The organism is Cytophagales bacterium, assembly GCA_033344775.1.
Classification (GTDB): domain Bacteria; phylum Bacteroidota; class Bacteroidia; order Cytophagales; family Cyclobacteriaceae; genus JAWPMT01.
Window position 1 is genome coordinate 910,610 of record JAWPMT010000005.1, and the last position, 16,499, is coordinate 927,108.

The following is a 16,499-nucleotide window of genomic DNA, read 5'->3' on the forward strand; positions in this document are numbered from 1 at the left end:
ATCATAAAGACCAGCTTATGAAAGTATTTCTTGATGGCACAGAAAACGGATCTACATGGCGACAACAGCTGATCCCACAACTTGAAGATAAAGGCATAGAATTTTTCGACCCTACGATTCAGGCACGATCAAAGCGATCATATCAGGAAGAATTGGATCAGAAAAAACAGTCGGATTTTCATCTTTATCTCATCACTCCCAAGATGGACGACTTTGAAAACATTTCAGAACTCATTGAAGACTCTAATAAAAATCCGCAGAAGACCTTGTTTCATTTCATGGAGGCAGATGAAAATGACGCATTCAACACCCACCAGATCAAATCACTCAAGCGTGTAGGCGAAATGGTTGAGAAGAATGGAGGTATTTGGTGCAAGGAAATTGATGAAATTTTTAATACGCTAACCGCAACCCAATGAAAGTTTTCTTAGGCGGAACAGTAGCGGATTCAACCTGGAGACAGGAACTCATGCCTCTGCTCACCATCGACTATTTCAATCCGGTGGTAGACGACTGGAATGAGGAAGCGTATCAACGAGAGTTGTATGAACGTGAACATTGCGAATACAACCTCTATGTGATCACTCCCAAGCTAATCGGCTACTACTCCATCGCCGAGATCATGGATGATGCCATGAAAAAATCAGATCGAACGATCTATTGTTTTTTCAACGAAGATGGCAATTCAGAGTTCTCTCCTGCACAGATCATTTCTCTGGAAGAATTGGGCCGAAAAGTCAGTTCCTATGGATCGGTATGGGCCAGATCACTTCAGGAAATAGCAGACTTTCTGAACTATGCCGGGGGATACGGGAAGGACGATAAAACCAATGAGCAGATCAAATTAGAATCAGATTACTTTGCCGGATACAAAACCATCAATCAGGCGACCGAACAATGGTTAAAGGGCAATGAAGACGATAATCGACTCTGGTCAGGCACCAAACTGAGTCAGGGACTCATCACCTGGAAAAAATTACAAATCAAGCCAGCGGATCATCTGCCGGATCTCACCACTGACATGCAGCGATTCATCGATGGTGGCATTGCATTAGGTGAATCCAGCCGGAAGGTAAATTTATTCATTTCCTACTCAAGAGATCCAAGTACTCCCCTTGCCCGTGGCATGTACGAGCATTTGAAGGAGAAGTACGACGTATGGTATGACAAAGTCAGCATCCCTCACGGCGAAGATTTTAAGATTTCCATAGAAAAGGGCATCCGAAATTGCGACAACTTCCTGTACATCATCAGTACTAGAGCGGTCTTGTCTCCCTATTGCCAGGCTGAACTGGACACAGCTAAGGAATATGGCAAGAGGATCATCCCTATTCAACAGGAAATGGATGTTGAAAATGATCTTATCGATGCAGACATTCGGGACATCAACCGCATTTTCCCAGAAGAAACTGGCAAAGATCAATGGAACTATGCGGCTCTTGAGGAACAGATCCAAAAAGTAGCCAGTTTGGAGCAGGAATTGGTCAGTACACACACCAATTTCCTTCGTAGGGGTGTCACCTGGAAAATGGAAGACTTCAATACCAAGGTATTGATGTACAACGAGGACATCCAGCAATATGAGAAATGGTCTCATGAATTGCAGGAAGCCAGGATCTTAACCAATCCCATCACTCCAATCCACCAATCTTATTACAGCGAATCATTTGCCTTTAGCGAGCTGGGATACCGGGAATTTTGGATTGCTGGTGAAGATCTTGCTGTAGAAAAAATTGTCAAAGACGGCTTCTCTGTCGGTTCCGATCCAAGAAATGGTTCTCCGGATGGGCTTTTCAAAGCCATGAACTTTTTGTTCATCCTAAATGATGACAGTAGTACACACAATGTCTATAAAGAACAACTTCAGCATGCACGAGATCAGGGAACACCCATCTTCATCGTCAACATGGGTCTTGCGGAAAAAGACGAAGCCTTTGAGATACTTCCCGACGTAAAATGGATTGATGGTTCTGACGGACTAGATGATAATGAAATAGAACTCTTAAAGTCTGAAGTAGCTGTAACTATCGGAAATGAATTCAGATACTACAAGAGTCCGGGTTACCTCTCAATGAGTGCGCGTCACTGGTCAACAAGAAACAAACAGAACTCCGACCTGATGCGGGGAAGCATGTTGTCCTATTTCCTTTATTATCAGCAAACATATCCGCTCAAATTATCGGACACAACTAAGGAGTACCTTGAAGCTTCCAAAGCGGTCACTGATCATACACCGTACGATGTATTCATCTGTCGGCAAAAGTGCAAGATGAATTTTTCGATGTGGCTGGGCATCCAGATGTTGAATCAAAAACTCACCTCCTGGAACCAGCATGATTACCTCACTGGGGACGTCACTGAATTGCGAGATGAGATCCAGGCAGGTATTAAGAACTCTCTCAACTTCGTATTGATCCTCTCCCAAGACCAGGGAGATATCCGTGAAGACGAATGGATCATGTTCCAATTGGAAGAGGCCAAGCGCCTGGAAAAGCGGATTTTCATTGTGAAAAATGACCTGGGTATGGAGCTCGGGGACTTTGATCAATACCAAACGGTCGATTTTACGGCCAATCCGCAGCAAGCTTCCTTTGAGCTGATCAACATGCTCACCACAGATCAGGCTTTCATGAAATTCTTCAATGAGATCTTTCCTACTGCCCTGCAGTGGAGTGAGCGTGAAGATAAATCGGCCAGAGATCTGCTACTCAGTGGATTTCCCTTGGACAATGCCGAGAACCAGTTAGAAGGACATGAACAGGATGTTCCCGAGACTTTTCAGAAGTTCATCAAGGCCAGTCGTCATGAAAGCAATTTAAGAGCAAAAAGAAAGCGCTACACACGAATTGCCATTGTCCTTTTGGCCATATTCTCCTTCCTTGGCGCGATTGGAGCATTGATCCTTTGGCAACAAGCCGAGCAAGCACAATTAGCGGCCGTAAAAGCACAATTGGTAGCAGTTGAAAATGAAAAAAAGGCAACCACAGAAGCAGATCGAGCCAACAAAGAAGCGCGTAGGGCTAATAATGAAGCCCGAAGAGCCAATGATGAAGCCACCCGTGCCAATAGCGAAGCAGATCGAGCCAAATTGGCAGAAGCAGACGCTTTACAAAAGAAAGTAGAAGCAGACGCTGCTAAACTAGTGGCCATTGATAATGAGAAAAAGGCCAATAACCTCAAAACCATCGCCCGTCGCGAAAACAGGTTATCAACCTCTCTGATCTATGCTTACCAGACCCGAAATACTGAGAGTTCTTTGATCGATGAGGAATTCCCCAGGAAAGTAATTCAATCTTATTATTTCCATCAAAATGATGGTGGGGACACCAAGAATGACCCAGACATTTTCACGGCACTTTTCCGGGTGGCTACTTCAAATCGCTATGAACCGGAGGTGAATATTGTTAAGAAATTCGGCAATAATGATCTCCCCTATCGGCCATTTGCGATTCACTATGCGCCACAAACGACTCATTACTACACGCTGAAGAAGCACAAACATCATACAATGCTGGATATTCGAACACGTGAGGACGAACTCGTGAATCAATATGAGTTTGTGAATACAGACTTTGAAGGTGGCGTTGTTTCCCCGGATGGCAAATATTACTGGGCATTCGGCAGAAATGGACTGCATCGATTAAGCCTGGCTGATGGAATACTGGAACGTGTGGGTCGATCTACGGAAGCGGTAAAAAAAGTAGCCATCGCGAGCATTCCAAGAAAAGAAAATGGTGTCCAGTTGTTAAACGAATACATCGTTGCTGTTTCTACAGTTGATAAGATCACATTGTACAAAAACGTGCAAGACAAGACGACCCAATTACCCCATCCGATCAAGCGAACCGAAGATTATGTTTTCGCAGAAGCAATGGACATAGAAGGTTCATCCGGTGGTTACATGCTTTCGTACGGAAAAGGTGATAGTGTCATTACTGTCAGAGGCAGAAAACTAAATCCTCCGGATATGGCACGACCATGGATCAAAAGGCTTGACAAATCAGATACAGACCAGGTTTCCGCAATAGATATGGCCGGATTCAAAATTGCGATCGGGACACGAAGTGGCAAAGTAGCAGTTGGAGAGATTGGTCCGATCAGTCGGGATAAAACATTTGCTGTTACTCAAAAATCTAAAAGCAGGATCAAAAAGATCGTGCTGGGTAATGTCTATTTCGCGGCGATCACTTTTGGAAATCAATTGGAGAAAACGAAGCTGATCCTTAATACAATCTATAGTGAAATCAACGCCTCCGATGGATCTGGCATGGCACACGTCGAACGCGATAATGAAGATATCATCAGTGATATCGCACTGACAGGTAGCAATTTGTTCTACGTTGAGAACAATAATTACGTGAAATTTCACACGCTCCAGGCCACTCAGATGGTGGAGCAGATCTGCAACCTACTTCAGGATTGTGATCAGGAATTTGAAATTTTTAAAACCTGGTACCAGGAAGAAACCATGGTCCAAAATGAATTAAAATTCTGTAACTGTAACGAGGAAGAAACTGAATGAAGAAGTTAGCCAGCATCATATGTTTCCTCGTCTTGTGCACATTCGCACAGGCACAGGAAAAATTTATTTACGGATATATACTTGAACAAAAAGATGCAAGTATTATCCCGGAAGGGGCAACCCTGTCCTTGAGAGATAGTACCGGGATCACAGAACCGATCCAAAAGAAGAGCAATAAATTCAATGGGTACTTTGAATTGTTGGTTGAGGAGCGATTTGAAACGCTGATCATCTCCAAGGATGGTTATGAGACCAAAGAAGTCAATTTGATAGAGCTCAAAGGGCTAATCCCTCAGGATTCACTGAGTCTCATCCGCAATTTACAACTGGACCTGAGGGCTTACCCCAGTGCACAAAGCAACAGCTTCATCTCTACAGGACTTGAGGTGAAGAGAAAGATAGACTTTGCCGATGGCACTGCAGAAACCACTACCCTATTCGGGGAAGATGATGCCATTCAGGCCATTGTACTTACACAATCCGAAAGTCAATCGGATTCGTTGCTAATTACCTCGGAAGTTTACGAAGATGAATCCATTTCCATTGCCGAGTATTTCAATGAGCTACCTGCCTCGGACCGGATCAACTTTATTCTGGCGGATACCCTGAAAGCAGTTGAAAAACTATTTTTCCAGCAAGGGATCTCAACTGCTGGAAAGCGGAACCAAAGCATTGGGCAGATTCCCGCCAGTGTGGTGATCGTAAGCAAAGAAGAGATTGCAGCACAAGGCTATCAATCTGTGCCTGAGATCCTTGAAAATGTGACCGGACTTTATCTTTTTCGTGATTATTCCTGGTCAGGAGGCGACCCTATCGTGGGCATGCGAGGATTCTTCTCACAAGGCTTCAACAATGATATCATTATCCTTGTGAATGGCGTGAACATGTATGAAGAATACTGGGGCTTCTATCCGTTTTCACGGTTTCCGATAGGTGTAGAAGCCATCGACAGGATCGAAATTGTAAGAGGACCAATGTCTGTGCTCTATGGTAGTGGTGCCTTCTTCGGAGCCATTAACATCATCACCAATGCTCCTTTGGACAAGGAAGTAACGGACGAAGAGATTTTACCAAAACACCTGGCTTTGTCCTACGGAAGCAGGGACACAAGAAGGCTGAGTGGTGGATTGAAATACAAGAAAGACCGGGTGAGTTTTGCTTTCAACACCAACATTACGCTTTCCGATGGATTAAACCAGCCATTCAGCAGGTTTTTACACGATACTACCAACGTAAGCGTAGCAAATGCCATTAGTAATAATCCTGCTTTAAGATCAACAACCGAAGCGATGCTTCCTGTAGAGCAACGCTACGTTAGTGCCTCCCTCAACTTGCAGGATAAGGCCGGTTTAACGCAATACAGTGTGGACCTGACAGCCTCATCAGAAAACCGTGGCGTATTTGAATCAACGGCGGCTTCTTCTAATACCTTTTGTCAATGTCCTATTCCACAAGCCAATCCTAACGCGCCGGGCATTTTAAACAGAAGTTCAAGTGCGTATGGAGGTATCCGGGTTACACATTCCCCTCGGGACAATAACCTGAACCTGAACCTTAACTTGTTCTTTCATGAATTCAGCACAGAAATAGACTATACGGCCGGCGGCAATCGATTTGGCTTGTCTTCATTTCTTTCCAAGGCTTTCGAATTGGAAGGAAGTGCATCAAAATCCTGGGACCGGCTAAGTGGTATTGTTGGGGTGAACGCCAGAACTGCTGTTGACTTATTCACTGCTTTTGACTTTCCAAACGACACATTGGGAGGTGGAAATGACTTTATTCGGCTGGATGGTAATTCTGAACTGAACCTTTTTTCAGCTTTTGGTGAATTCGAATATGAAGTGGTCAAGAATAAAGTATTCGTGACAGCTGGCGGCCGGCTAGAGCAACTCAGTGATTTTGATTTTCTCTCTGATGCCGCGATCAATACAACAGATACTATTCCTGATAATCTGGTCTTTCCTCCAAACTCCAGTAGTATCACCGGAATTAAACCTGTATTCATTCCAAGGGCTGCAGTGGTCCTGAACATCAATCCCACTAACTTCTTGAAGTTCCTGTTTGGTGAGGCGCGGAAAAGGCCTTCCTTTGGAAATTTCACGGACAATAATGCGCTATCATTTCCCTTGATCCGAACACTGGAGTTGAACTTTATTCGGGAAAGTAAGATCAACCCCGATAGCAAAATAAGATCAAGTTTAAACGCGAGTTTCTATAGAAATGAGATCGAAAATCTGATCAGCAGGATCTCTTCAACGAGAAATGGGCAATCCGTATTTGGTAGTAGCAATGCTCGTAATGTAACAACTTACGGTGCCGAGATCGGCTTCTTACTTCAAGAACCGAGCAAGTGGAGCATTGAGGTCAGTGGTTCGTACAACCAATCCGACGAAATACAAGAGCTTACCGAAACCCTGTCTGTCGAAGATAGTACCGCTTCCTTTTCCCCGGTATTACTGGCTTATCTCAAAGGCTCCTATTACTGGTCTTTAAAGCCTTTTGATTTGCAATTAGGACTTAATTCACGGTACATATCTTCTTCCAGATCAGAGTTCACCCTGGACGAGGGTGTTCCAAGAAGATTGGGTCAAACAGTCCCTAGTTATGTGGTGACCAACATGAATATAAGATTCAGCCCTTCTTCCTTGAAAGAAGATCATCAGAGAAACAAATTTCGTAACCTGTATATTGCATTGAACATCACCAATATGTTTGATGTCGACATACAATACCCCACAACTGGTAACAATGAATCCTGGGCCATTCAGGGCTCCCCCGGCTTTGGTCGGCGATTCTTCCTTACCCTGGGCATAGACATATAAACCACCCTTCGTATAGCACAGACATTTAACCATGACTAAAAATGACAACCAGCACCCCAACATTGTTAGGCCTCCTCAATCAACGCGCAGATAATGCCGCTGTATTTTATAAGGAGCAGCACATCTCTCACGGAGAGGTAGATATATTGACACAAAATATTGCGCTTCACCTAATAAATTCAGGTATTCAAAAAGGTGATCGTGTGGCCATTTGCGTCGATCCGGGTCCGGATTTGCCTTTGGCCATTCTGGGAATATTGAAAGCAGGTGCGGTTTTCGTTCCTCTTGATACAAATATTCCAAAGGATCGCATGAAATACATGATCCAGGACAGTGAGGCAAAATACTGTATTTGGAACGGGGCAACCGAAGGTATACATCTTTCAATCGATGAGCTGAAGCAACGCATACAACCTGGAGGACTTCCTTCGGTAGAAGCAAACGATGCTGCTTATGTAATCTATACTTCCGGTACGACTGGTAAACCTAAAGGTGTGATCGTGTCGCATGGAGCGATCCTGGCTTACCTCAAATATGCGTGGGATACTTACATCAAACAGGAAGGAAATGAAGTCATTGCGCTGATCACCTCCCCTTCTGTGGACATGACGCTCACATCGCTGTTGCTTCCTTTCATCACCGGGAATACACTCGCCATCTACAATTCGGGATCCAATCTTCAAAACCTGGTTGCTGCCTTAAAAGATGAGCGCGTCACGTTCTTAAAATGTACGCCGACACACTTATCGATGATCTCGGAAGAGAACGCCAGCCATCGAAACATTACCACCTTCGTCGTTGGAGGGGAAGCATTGACTCGAACAGAAGCGATACGCATTTCCAACCTTTTCCAAAAAGCAGATATTTTCAATGAATATGGACCTACCGAAGCAACAGTGGGTTGTGTTGTCCAGCAATACGATGGATTGGCCAGTAGTGCGTATGTGCCCATCGGACAACCTGTTCCTAGTGCTTCGATCCTCCTGCTGGATTCAAATCAACAACCAGTTCAAGCAGGTGAGAAAGGTGAACTCTATATCGGTGGAGATTGTCTGGCAATGGGTTACCTGAACAATCCTAAGGCTACAGCAGCTCGCTTCGTAGAAATTGAGGGCGACCGATATTACCGCAGTGGTGATGTGGTCCAATATCAGCAAGGCACCCTGCAATACCTGGGACGGGAAGATGATCAAGTCAAAATCCGGGGTTATCGGGTAGAACCTGCTGAAATCTCAGAAGTAATCCTAAGCTATCCGGGCATAGAAAATGCCAATGTGAGCAAGGAAGGTCATCAATTACATGCTTACTTAAAGACCAAAGACGTGGAATTGGAAGAGCTGATGGCATTCCTTTCCAAAAAGCTACCTTCCTGGATGGTCCCTACACAATACTTCCTGTCAGACCACTGGATGGTCAAGGCCAATGGAAAGCTGGATCTGGAGCAAATGCGTTCCAATGCAAAAAAACTTACTTCCACTGATCAGCCTTCTTTAGAAGATACCGAAAATATTACGGACCTCATTAAACGATTGATCATTGCCAACAGCAGGATCAAACGGCTAACGAAAGGAACTAACTTGTTTCATGCAGGAATGGAGTCCATTCAATTGGTCAATCTGGTGGTAGATCTTGAAGAACAATTCAATTGCCGGATCAGCATGGGGCCAGTTGTATGTTCCCCTACTCTGGAAACACTGGTGCGGTCTGTTCAAACCGCAAGGGATCAGCCGGTCTTTTCAAAATTCAATGAAGGGATCGACGCAACTGCCGTTTACTGCTTTCCGGCGGCCATAGGTGGTCCCATGGCATTTCGAGAACTGATCAAAGGCGATCAGGACCATTTGTATCGCACGCTGGAAGATCCCGGGAAATTCATGGATCCGCTGAAAAGTTACGCTGATGCCCTTACAAAGGATGACCATTTCCCCTGCGTACTTTTGGGGTACAGTGGTGGTGGCAATCTTGCTTTTGAAGTCTGTAAGCTCCTGGAAGCCAAAGGCAAGAAAGTTTCAGCGATCATCATGATCGATGCATTCCGAAAACGATACATTCCCAAAACCATGCCTGCGGATATTGTGATCATGAAAGAAGAAGCCATGGCACAATTGGGCGATGCCGCCAGTGACAATGCCCTGGAAGACTTGTCTCGATACTACGATCTGGTCAATTTTGAACTCAATGATTTTGAAGGATCCGTAAAAGCTGACGTGTACCTACTTACATCCGAAAACCGGACTACCTTTGGCGACAGAAAAGTGGATGGAGTCCCTTTCTTTCACCCCTGGAGCAATTGTACAAAAGGAAATTTCAAAGAAATTCAAGGAGCCGGCAATCACGAGGACATGCTCAAAAAACCCTGGTTGGGCACAAACTCTCAATTGATCAGCCAGATCCTTAAAGCCTATTAACAAACCATGAAAGTATATTTAGGTGGGACGGTCAACGGTTCGAGTTGGAGAGACTATGTGATATCAAACATCGATATCGAGTACTTCAACCCTGTGGTCGATGACTGGAATGAAGAAGCACATGAACGAGAATTGTACGAACGCCGGCATTGTCATTTCTCACTCTATGTGATCACTCCTAAGCTGACTGGCTTTTACTCGCTTGCTGAGGTCACGGATGACGCGATAAAAAGACCGGATCGGACGATCTATTGCTACCTGAAAGAGGATGGAGGTGATGAATTCACCGAAGATCAATTGGTTTCACTCGATCAGATTGGGAAACGAGTGGAGCGGAATGGCGGTCATTGGTTCCAAAACCTGGATCAGGTCATCCATCACCTTAATGCGGCTAAAAAGCAATCTGAAGGCTTTGAAGTAGGTGATCGTGAAAACCTTGACGCCTACATTTCTTATGGACGGAAGAGCAGTAGGGAGTTCGTCAAAGACATGTCAGACTATCTGACGAAAGAAGGCATTCACACCTGGCATGATGACGGTCTGGTACCGCTCGAGATCCGGCATTTAGATCAAGTGAATCGGCTTATTGAAAAAGCAGATAATTTCATTTTCGTAATTTCTTCTCATGCCGTCAGATCCGAGTACGCCCTCAGGGAATTAGAATATGCGAAAAAGCTGAAGAAGCGAATCATACCTGTTATGCATGAGCAGCCTCACGCGTATCTGGACAATCTCCCTTTTGAGATTCGACAGGGCAAGATTCTATATTATACCGGAGGAGGACAGGCACAAGAATTGTTCGATCATATTCATGATGTAATTCTGGAAGAGCGTGAGTATGTTCAAAAACACACGGAGCTCCTGCAAAAGGGATTGCAGTGGCAATTAGCAGACCAGGACCCAAGACTTCTCCTATATGGACTCGATCGTATAGAGGCATCAAAGTGGCTGAAAACAACCTTTGAAAATGTAAGGCCTCCGGCGGTTCCTTCCGAAATTCACCTTTCATTCATTGAAGCATCCGAAGCACTCAACATCTCGAAGCAGCTGCTGCACTTCCTAAACCGGCTGACCTCCTTTCTCACGGAAAGGAAAGCTTTCGATAACTTTATTGGCATCGTCTCTTTGGCCAATCCAATTTCACTTGTACCTCAGCTCATCACCGTACTGAATTCAGATGACCTATCCTCTGTATCGGAGTACACTTTTGGCCTATTTGCGTTCCTCAATCTCTGTTTTGCCCTGGTAGGAATCAAGCAAAAGAACCTTGGGATGTTCATCAGTATGTTCCTGAGTATGATCATGAATTTATGGATCATTGGCGTGAAGTTGTTTCCTGAGATATTTTAGACTTCTTCTAAATCTAAATCCCCCGGTCTTCAGCCACCCCCTTTCCTAAAGGGGGACTTAATCCTATTGTAGCAACGTAAAGACCCAAAAAGTAACCTAACTGTAATTCCTTCGTATTGTAACTTATAAAGTTATAATGCTATGCGTGCCAGTACCGACTTCACCAAAGCCATCCAGATCTGTTTATTCCTGAACTTGAAAGAGGGAGAATTTAAATCCTCCACCCAGCTTGCAGAAAGCGTGGACACCAATCCCGTGGTTGTTCGCCGACTTCTGGCCAAACTCAAAAAGAATGGCATCGTAGATAGCATCGCTGGTGCACAAGGTGGGTTCCTCCTGGCCAAAGCGCCTGAACAAATCTCACTTTGGACCATTTACAAAGCTGTGCAGGAAGAGCAACTATTTGCCCGCCATAAAATCAATGACGACTGTGATATCAGCTGTAACCTGGAATTGCTGATCAAAGACACCTTTGACGAGGCTGAGCTTGCTATGAGGCCTTCTTTAGAAAAATCCAACGTGGCCAATTTATCCACTCAATTGGTTGAAATCCTTGATTTATCGATAGCCTGAAAAAAAAATAAAAAAATTTCACCCTAATTGAAACTTTTAGAGTTACTAATGGGTTTAATAACTGTAACATTTGAAATTACATATCAACACAAAAAAATGAAAAAGTTCTCAATCCTCCTCGTAGCAGCATTCGTATTCTTTGCAGCTAGTCAAGTTTCAGCACAAGACGCACCTAAAGTGGTCAAATTGACTCAAGTAGATGGTAAGTTCACCAAATCATCATTGAACCTTAAGCCAGGTAAATACATCTTCGAAGTAACTAACAAGAAAGTAGACAGAGAAGTAGGTTTGGTAGTAGCGAACACTACAGAAGAAGGTAAAGCTGGCGATCATATCAAAGCAGGGTACTTAGCGAATACGATCAAGAAAGGAGAAACAGCAAGATCTCAAGTGGTAGAGTTAGGGGAAGGTACTTACAAGTACTTCTGTCCGCTAAACCCTACCCCAGAATACACAATTACAGTTAGTGAGTAGTAGTGAGTTTTTATGGTTGGTTAAAGAGGTCTGCTCCCGCGGGCCTCTTTTTTTTGTTTTACCCAACTAAACTCCCGCTTACTTTCGGGCAATTCCATCGAGGCCAAAGTAATAGATTCCAGTTCGCTTTCTGAACCTAAAAGGGACATCAAAAAAGGAGAATACCTTCCAATTCGAACTCAGGCAACAAGGTGTTTGATCCCAAGTAGTCGGATCAGTGTTTCAATAATTCCGGAATCAATCCGTTTACAACTCCGTTATTCTAGCTTTAAATCATTTCCAGTTTGAAAAATCTTCCTAAATCTGAAAATGATGACCGAAACCTCTTCTAAAAAAGAAAGTGGAATCCTCTCTTCGATAAGCTTTAAAGAGAAAATAGGGTACGCAGTTGGTGATGCTGGATTCAACTTTTACTGGATCATTATTGGGTCCTACCTCTCGTATTTCTACACAGATATTTTTGGGTTATCCGCAGCAGCAGCTGGCACCATGTTCTTAGTGACCAAAATAGTTGATGCTTGTACCGATCCGGCAATGGGAGCCATCGCAGACAGAACCAATAGTAGATGGGGAAAATTCCGTCCGTACTTATTGTTTGGAGCAGTTCCTATGGCAGCTGCAGCCATTTTGACCATGAGTACCCCCGATTTGTCCGAAGGAGTTAAGCTCATGTGGGCATACGGTACTTATACCATGATGATGCTTTGCTATACCATCCTGAGTACTCCTTATTCTTCGTTGGCAGGGGTAATCACAGCTGATGCGGGCGAAAGAAATTCCATTTTCGGCTGGAGGTTTTTCTTTGCGTACTTTACCGGAATCATAGTTGGAGCATTTACCCCTGGGTTGGCCGAGTACTTCGCTAATGGCAATGAAGCCCGAGGTTGGCAATTGACCATGGCACTCTATTCCTCTGTAGCAACCGTCTTATTCCTCATCACTTTTTTATCAACGAAGGAGAGAGTTCAACCTCCAAAAGAGCAAAAAACCAACCCTCTGGACGATATCAAAGATTTACTGGATAATAAACCATGGCTCATACTATTTGCTTTAGCCATGATTATCATGATGACCATTGTTTTCAGGGGAAGTTCTGCCACATACTATTTCAAATACTTCGTAGAACGACCAGATTTAATGGGAGCATACATCGGAATTCAAATGGCCTCTTACGCTATGGGTAGTTTGTCCGCTCCTTACCTGACGAAATTGATGGACAAAGCCAGGTTATTGATGCTGCTGATGGGACTCGTCGGAGGATTGAGTATTCTCTTTGCTTTTGTACCAAAACCTTCCTCCAATGGGGTGAGAACCATCTCTGCGACTGAAGCCATCACCCTTGAAGCGAAAGATCTGCTAGGTGAACCAATCAAACCGACTGATAAGATCAGATGGATATCTCATGAAACAGGGATATTTTGGTTCATTCAGGACCGAAAGCAAATTGAAACGGATAGCCCCACCTTGAAATTAAGTGAAGCATCAGAAGGCAGTAATCGCGTAATCAGTGTCATCAAAACAGCAACTGATGGGACCATTTCGGATAGCTCGGATCTGCCCATTGAGATTATCATCATGTTTATCCTCAATATTTTAATCAGTCTTTCATTAGGACCTAAGTCTCCCATTACATGGTCCATGTATGCGGATGCGGCTGACTACAATGAATGGAAGACAGGAAGAAGAGCCACCGCTATGACTTTCTCAGCGGCTACATTCTCTCAAAAATTGGGTGGTGCTTTAGGTTCCGCAGGGATCCTTTGGGTATTAGCCTCTATGGGATACGCTGCGAATACTGTCCAGGAAGGGGCGTCCTTAACTAGTATTGTATGGTTACAGACCTTGGTTCCGGCATTCTTTGCTTTCGCCGCCATTTTTGCCTTGAAATTCTACAACCTCAATGGTGAAAAGTTGAAAGAAATCAACCAGAATTTAGCAACTAAACAAGAAAATAAATAAGCCGCCTACCTATGTTGATAGAACGTTCTGACGGGGGAGAGCGACTAAATCTCAGTAGTCCAACAGCATTACCCAAAGCTTCTGCATTCCTTTGGAATAAGAAGATGATGATCCACATGAATTGTCGAGGCTATGCAGTTGCTCAGTTTATGCAACCCGAACCGGCCAAGTATGCCTACGCCCCCAATCTGGAGGCCAAAACCTTCATGCAGCCGGAACAGCCTTATTATGCACATCATCCTGGCAGGTTCTTTTACATCAAAGATGAAGCAACGCAATCTCTTTTTTCAGCACCATACGAACCTGTCAGAGCAGATCTGGATCATTTCACATTTTCGGCGGGCAAAAGTGACATTCAGTGGATACTCATCAAGGATGGCATCAAAATTCAGTTGAAATTAACCTTGCCCCTGGACGAACCTATGGAGATATGGGAAGCCACGTTGACCAATGAAAGTAGAAACCTTAGAAAACTAAGCCTTTATCCCTACTTCCCGATTGGGTACATGTCATGGATGAACCAATCCGGCTGGTACGACCCATCACTTAATTCGGTCGTTTGCAAAGCGATCACTCCTTACCAAAAGCTTGCAGACTACCGAAAAATTAAGACACTTAAAGATTACACCTATTTCATGGCGGACCGTCAGCCGGATTCATGGGAAGTCAACCAGGCGCATTTCGAAGGTGAAGGTGGCCTACATGCCCCAACCGGAGTATTACAAGCCGAATTAAACAAAGGAGATGCTCGCTACGAAACACCTGCCGGCATCATGCAATTCCGGATTGACCTCAAGGCAGATGCCTCTGAAACCTATCGTTTCCTGTTTGGTCCTGCTTTTGATGAAAAGGAAATCAAAGCCATACATTCGCAGTATTTGGGGAATAAAGATGGAATTCAGAAGGCTGAATATGCCTACCTGAACTATCTCGATGCAGGTGAAGGCTGTCTAACAATTGAAACTCCTGATCCGGTCCTTGACAATTTGGTAAATCACTGGCTACCCCGCCAGGTGTACTATCATGGTGAAACCAATCGTTTGAGTACCGACCCACAAACCAGAAATTATCTTCAGGACAACATGGGCATGGCTTACATTCAGCCAGAAATTTCGAGAAACGCGTTTCTTACTGCACTGAGTCAACAAGAGATCAGCGGTGCTATGCCTGATGGTATTCTCATTCAGGAGCATGCCGAATTGAAGTATATCAACCAAATCCCCCATACCGATCACTGTGTCTGGCTTCCTATCTGCCTGAAAGCCTACCTCGATGAAACAGATGATTATGCCCTGCTGGACATAGAAATTCCATTTGGGGATGCTAATGAAAAAAGTACAGTTGCTCATCACATTGATCTTGCCTTAAAATGGTTGGTAGAAAATCGTGATGAACGAGGATTGAACTACATCAATCAAGGAGATTGGTGTGACCCGATGAATATGGTCGGACCGAAAGGCGTCGGTGTTTCGGGGTGGTTGTCTATGGCCACTTCTTATGCCATACAAACCTGGTTGGACATTACCGCTGCTCATCAGGGAACACCATTCCTAAATGTCTTCCAAAAAAACCTTGAGGATCTAAAAGCTGCGATCAATGAGCACTTGTGGGATGGGGAATGGTATGCTCGAGGAATAACGGATGATCACGTGACCTTTGGGATCAGTAAAGATGAAGAAGGGAAGATCTTCCTGAACCCTCAAGGGTGGGCGTTCCTATGTGGATGCGCCTCCGATGAGCAAAAAGTGAAAATACAAGCTGCAGTAGCCGCGCACCTGGAAACTCCCTATGGCGTACAAATGCTCGCCCCCGCCTTCACCAGCATGCGAGAAGATGTGGGTAGGGTAACTCAAAAACATCCCGGTTCCGCAGAAAATGGCTCTATTTATAATCATGCGGCAGCTTTTTATGTTTATGGTCTGTACCAAATTGGCGCCACAGACAAAGCATTTGACGTATTAAGAAAGATGATCCCTGGCCCGGATCAAATGGATTTGATACAAAGGGGGCAATTACCGGTATTTATTCCCAACTACTATCGAGGCGCTTACCAGCAATTTCCAAGAACTGCCGGAAGATCCAGCCAATTGTTCAATACAGGGACTGTTCATTGGATGTACAGAGCTTTGATCGATGGCCTGTTCGGCTTACAGGGCAGCAGAGAGGGGCTTAGCGTTTGCCCCAATTTACCTGCTCAATGGCAACATGCACGTGTGAAGAGAGTATTTCGAGGTGCTACTTTCAATGTTTCATTTCAAAAAACGGAACAAATTGCTTCTACAGAGATTACAGTAGATAATCAAAAGCTATCAGGATCTGTCATTCGAGATTTTCAATCCGGAAGAACCTATGAGGTAAAAGTCCTCCTACCTGCCATAGCCTAGGTAACTG

The 16,499-nt window shown here is 44.4% G+C and carries 9 protein-coding genes; all 9 read left to right on the top strand.

Annotation, left to right across the window (positions count from 1 at the left end; all coding sequences use genetic code 11):
- The first annotated feature begins 17 nt into the window (after window positions 1–17).
- The 9 genes from R8G66_21450 (at window position 18) to R8G66_21490 (ending at window position 16,492) form a co-directional block, all read left to right on the top strand.
- Window positions 18–419: a hypothetical protein gene (locus R8G66_21450; protein MDW3194952.1), complete on the top strand. Its 402-nt coding sequence runs from the start codon at window positions 18–20 to the stop codon at window positions 417–419.
- Window positions 416–4,522: a TIR domain-containing protein gene (locus tag R8G66_21455; GenBank protein MDW3194953.1), complete on the top strand. Its 4,107-nt coding sequence runs from the start codon at window positions 416–418 to the stop codon at window positions 4,520–4,522. Before R8G66_21450 ends, R8G66_21455 begins: the two co-directional genes overlap by 4 nt.
- On the top strand, window positions 4,519–7,344 hold the full coding sequence (locus R8G66_21460) for a TonB-dependent receptor plug domain-containing protein (protein ID MDW3194954.1): 2,826 nt from the start codon (window positions 4,519–4,521) through the stop codon (window positions 7,342–7,344). The genes R8G66_21455 and R8G66_21460 overlap by 4 nt, the downstream gene beginning before the upstream one ends.
- A gap of 41 nt (window positions 7,345–7,385) precedes the next feature.
- Window positions 7,386–9,752, top strand: coding sequence for an amino acid adenylation domain-containing protein (locus R8G66_21465; protein MDW3194955.1), 2,367 nt, complete (start codon window positions 7,386–7,388; stop codon window positions 9,750–9,752).
- A gap of 6 nt (window positions 9,753–9,758) precedes the next feature.
- Window positions 9,759–11,102 (top strand): TIR domain-containing protein, encoded by a 1,344-nt coding sequence (locus tag R8G66_21470; protein ID MDW3194956.1) that lies wholly within the window; start codon window positions 9,759–9,761, stop codon window positions 11,100–11,102.
- A gap of 141 nt (window positions 11,103–11,243) precedes the next feature.
- Complete coding sequence (locus R8G66_21475; protein ID MDW3194957.1) at window positions 11,244–11,675, top strand: Rrf2 family transcriptional regulator; 432 nt, start codon at window positions 11,244–11,246, stop codon at window positions 11,673–11,675.
- Between the two features lie 96 nt (window positions 11,676–11,771).
- Window positions 11,772–12,149, top strand: a complete 378-nt coding sequence (locus tag R8G66_21480; protein MDW3194958.1) for a cupredoxin domain-containing protein — start codon at window positions 11,772–11,774, stop codon at window positions 12,147–12,149.
- 309 nt (window positions 12,150–12,458) lie between these two features.
- Window positions 12,459–14,108, top strand: coding sequence for an MFS transporter (locus tag R8G66_21485; protein ID MDW3194959.1), 1,650 nt, complete (start codon window positions 12,459–12,461; stop codon window positions 14,106–14,108).
- Window positions 14,109–14,119: 11 nt separating this feature from the next.
- A complete protein-coding gene (locus tag R8G66_21490; protein ID MDW3194960.1) occupies window positions 14,120–16,492 on the top strand; it encodes a hypothetical protein in 2,373 nt (790 codons plus the stop codon).
- The last annotated feature ends 7 nt before the right edge of the window (window positions 16,493–16,499 follow it).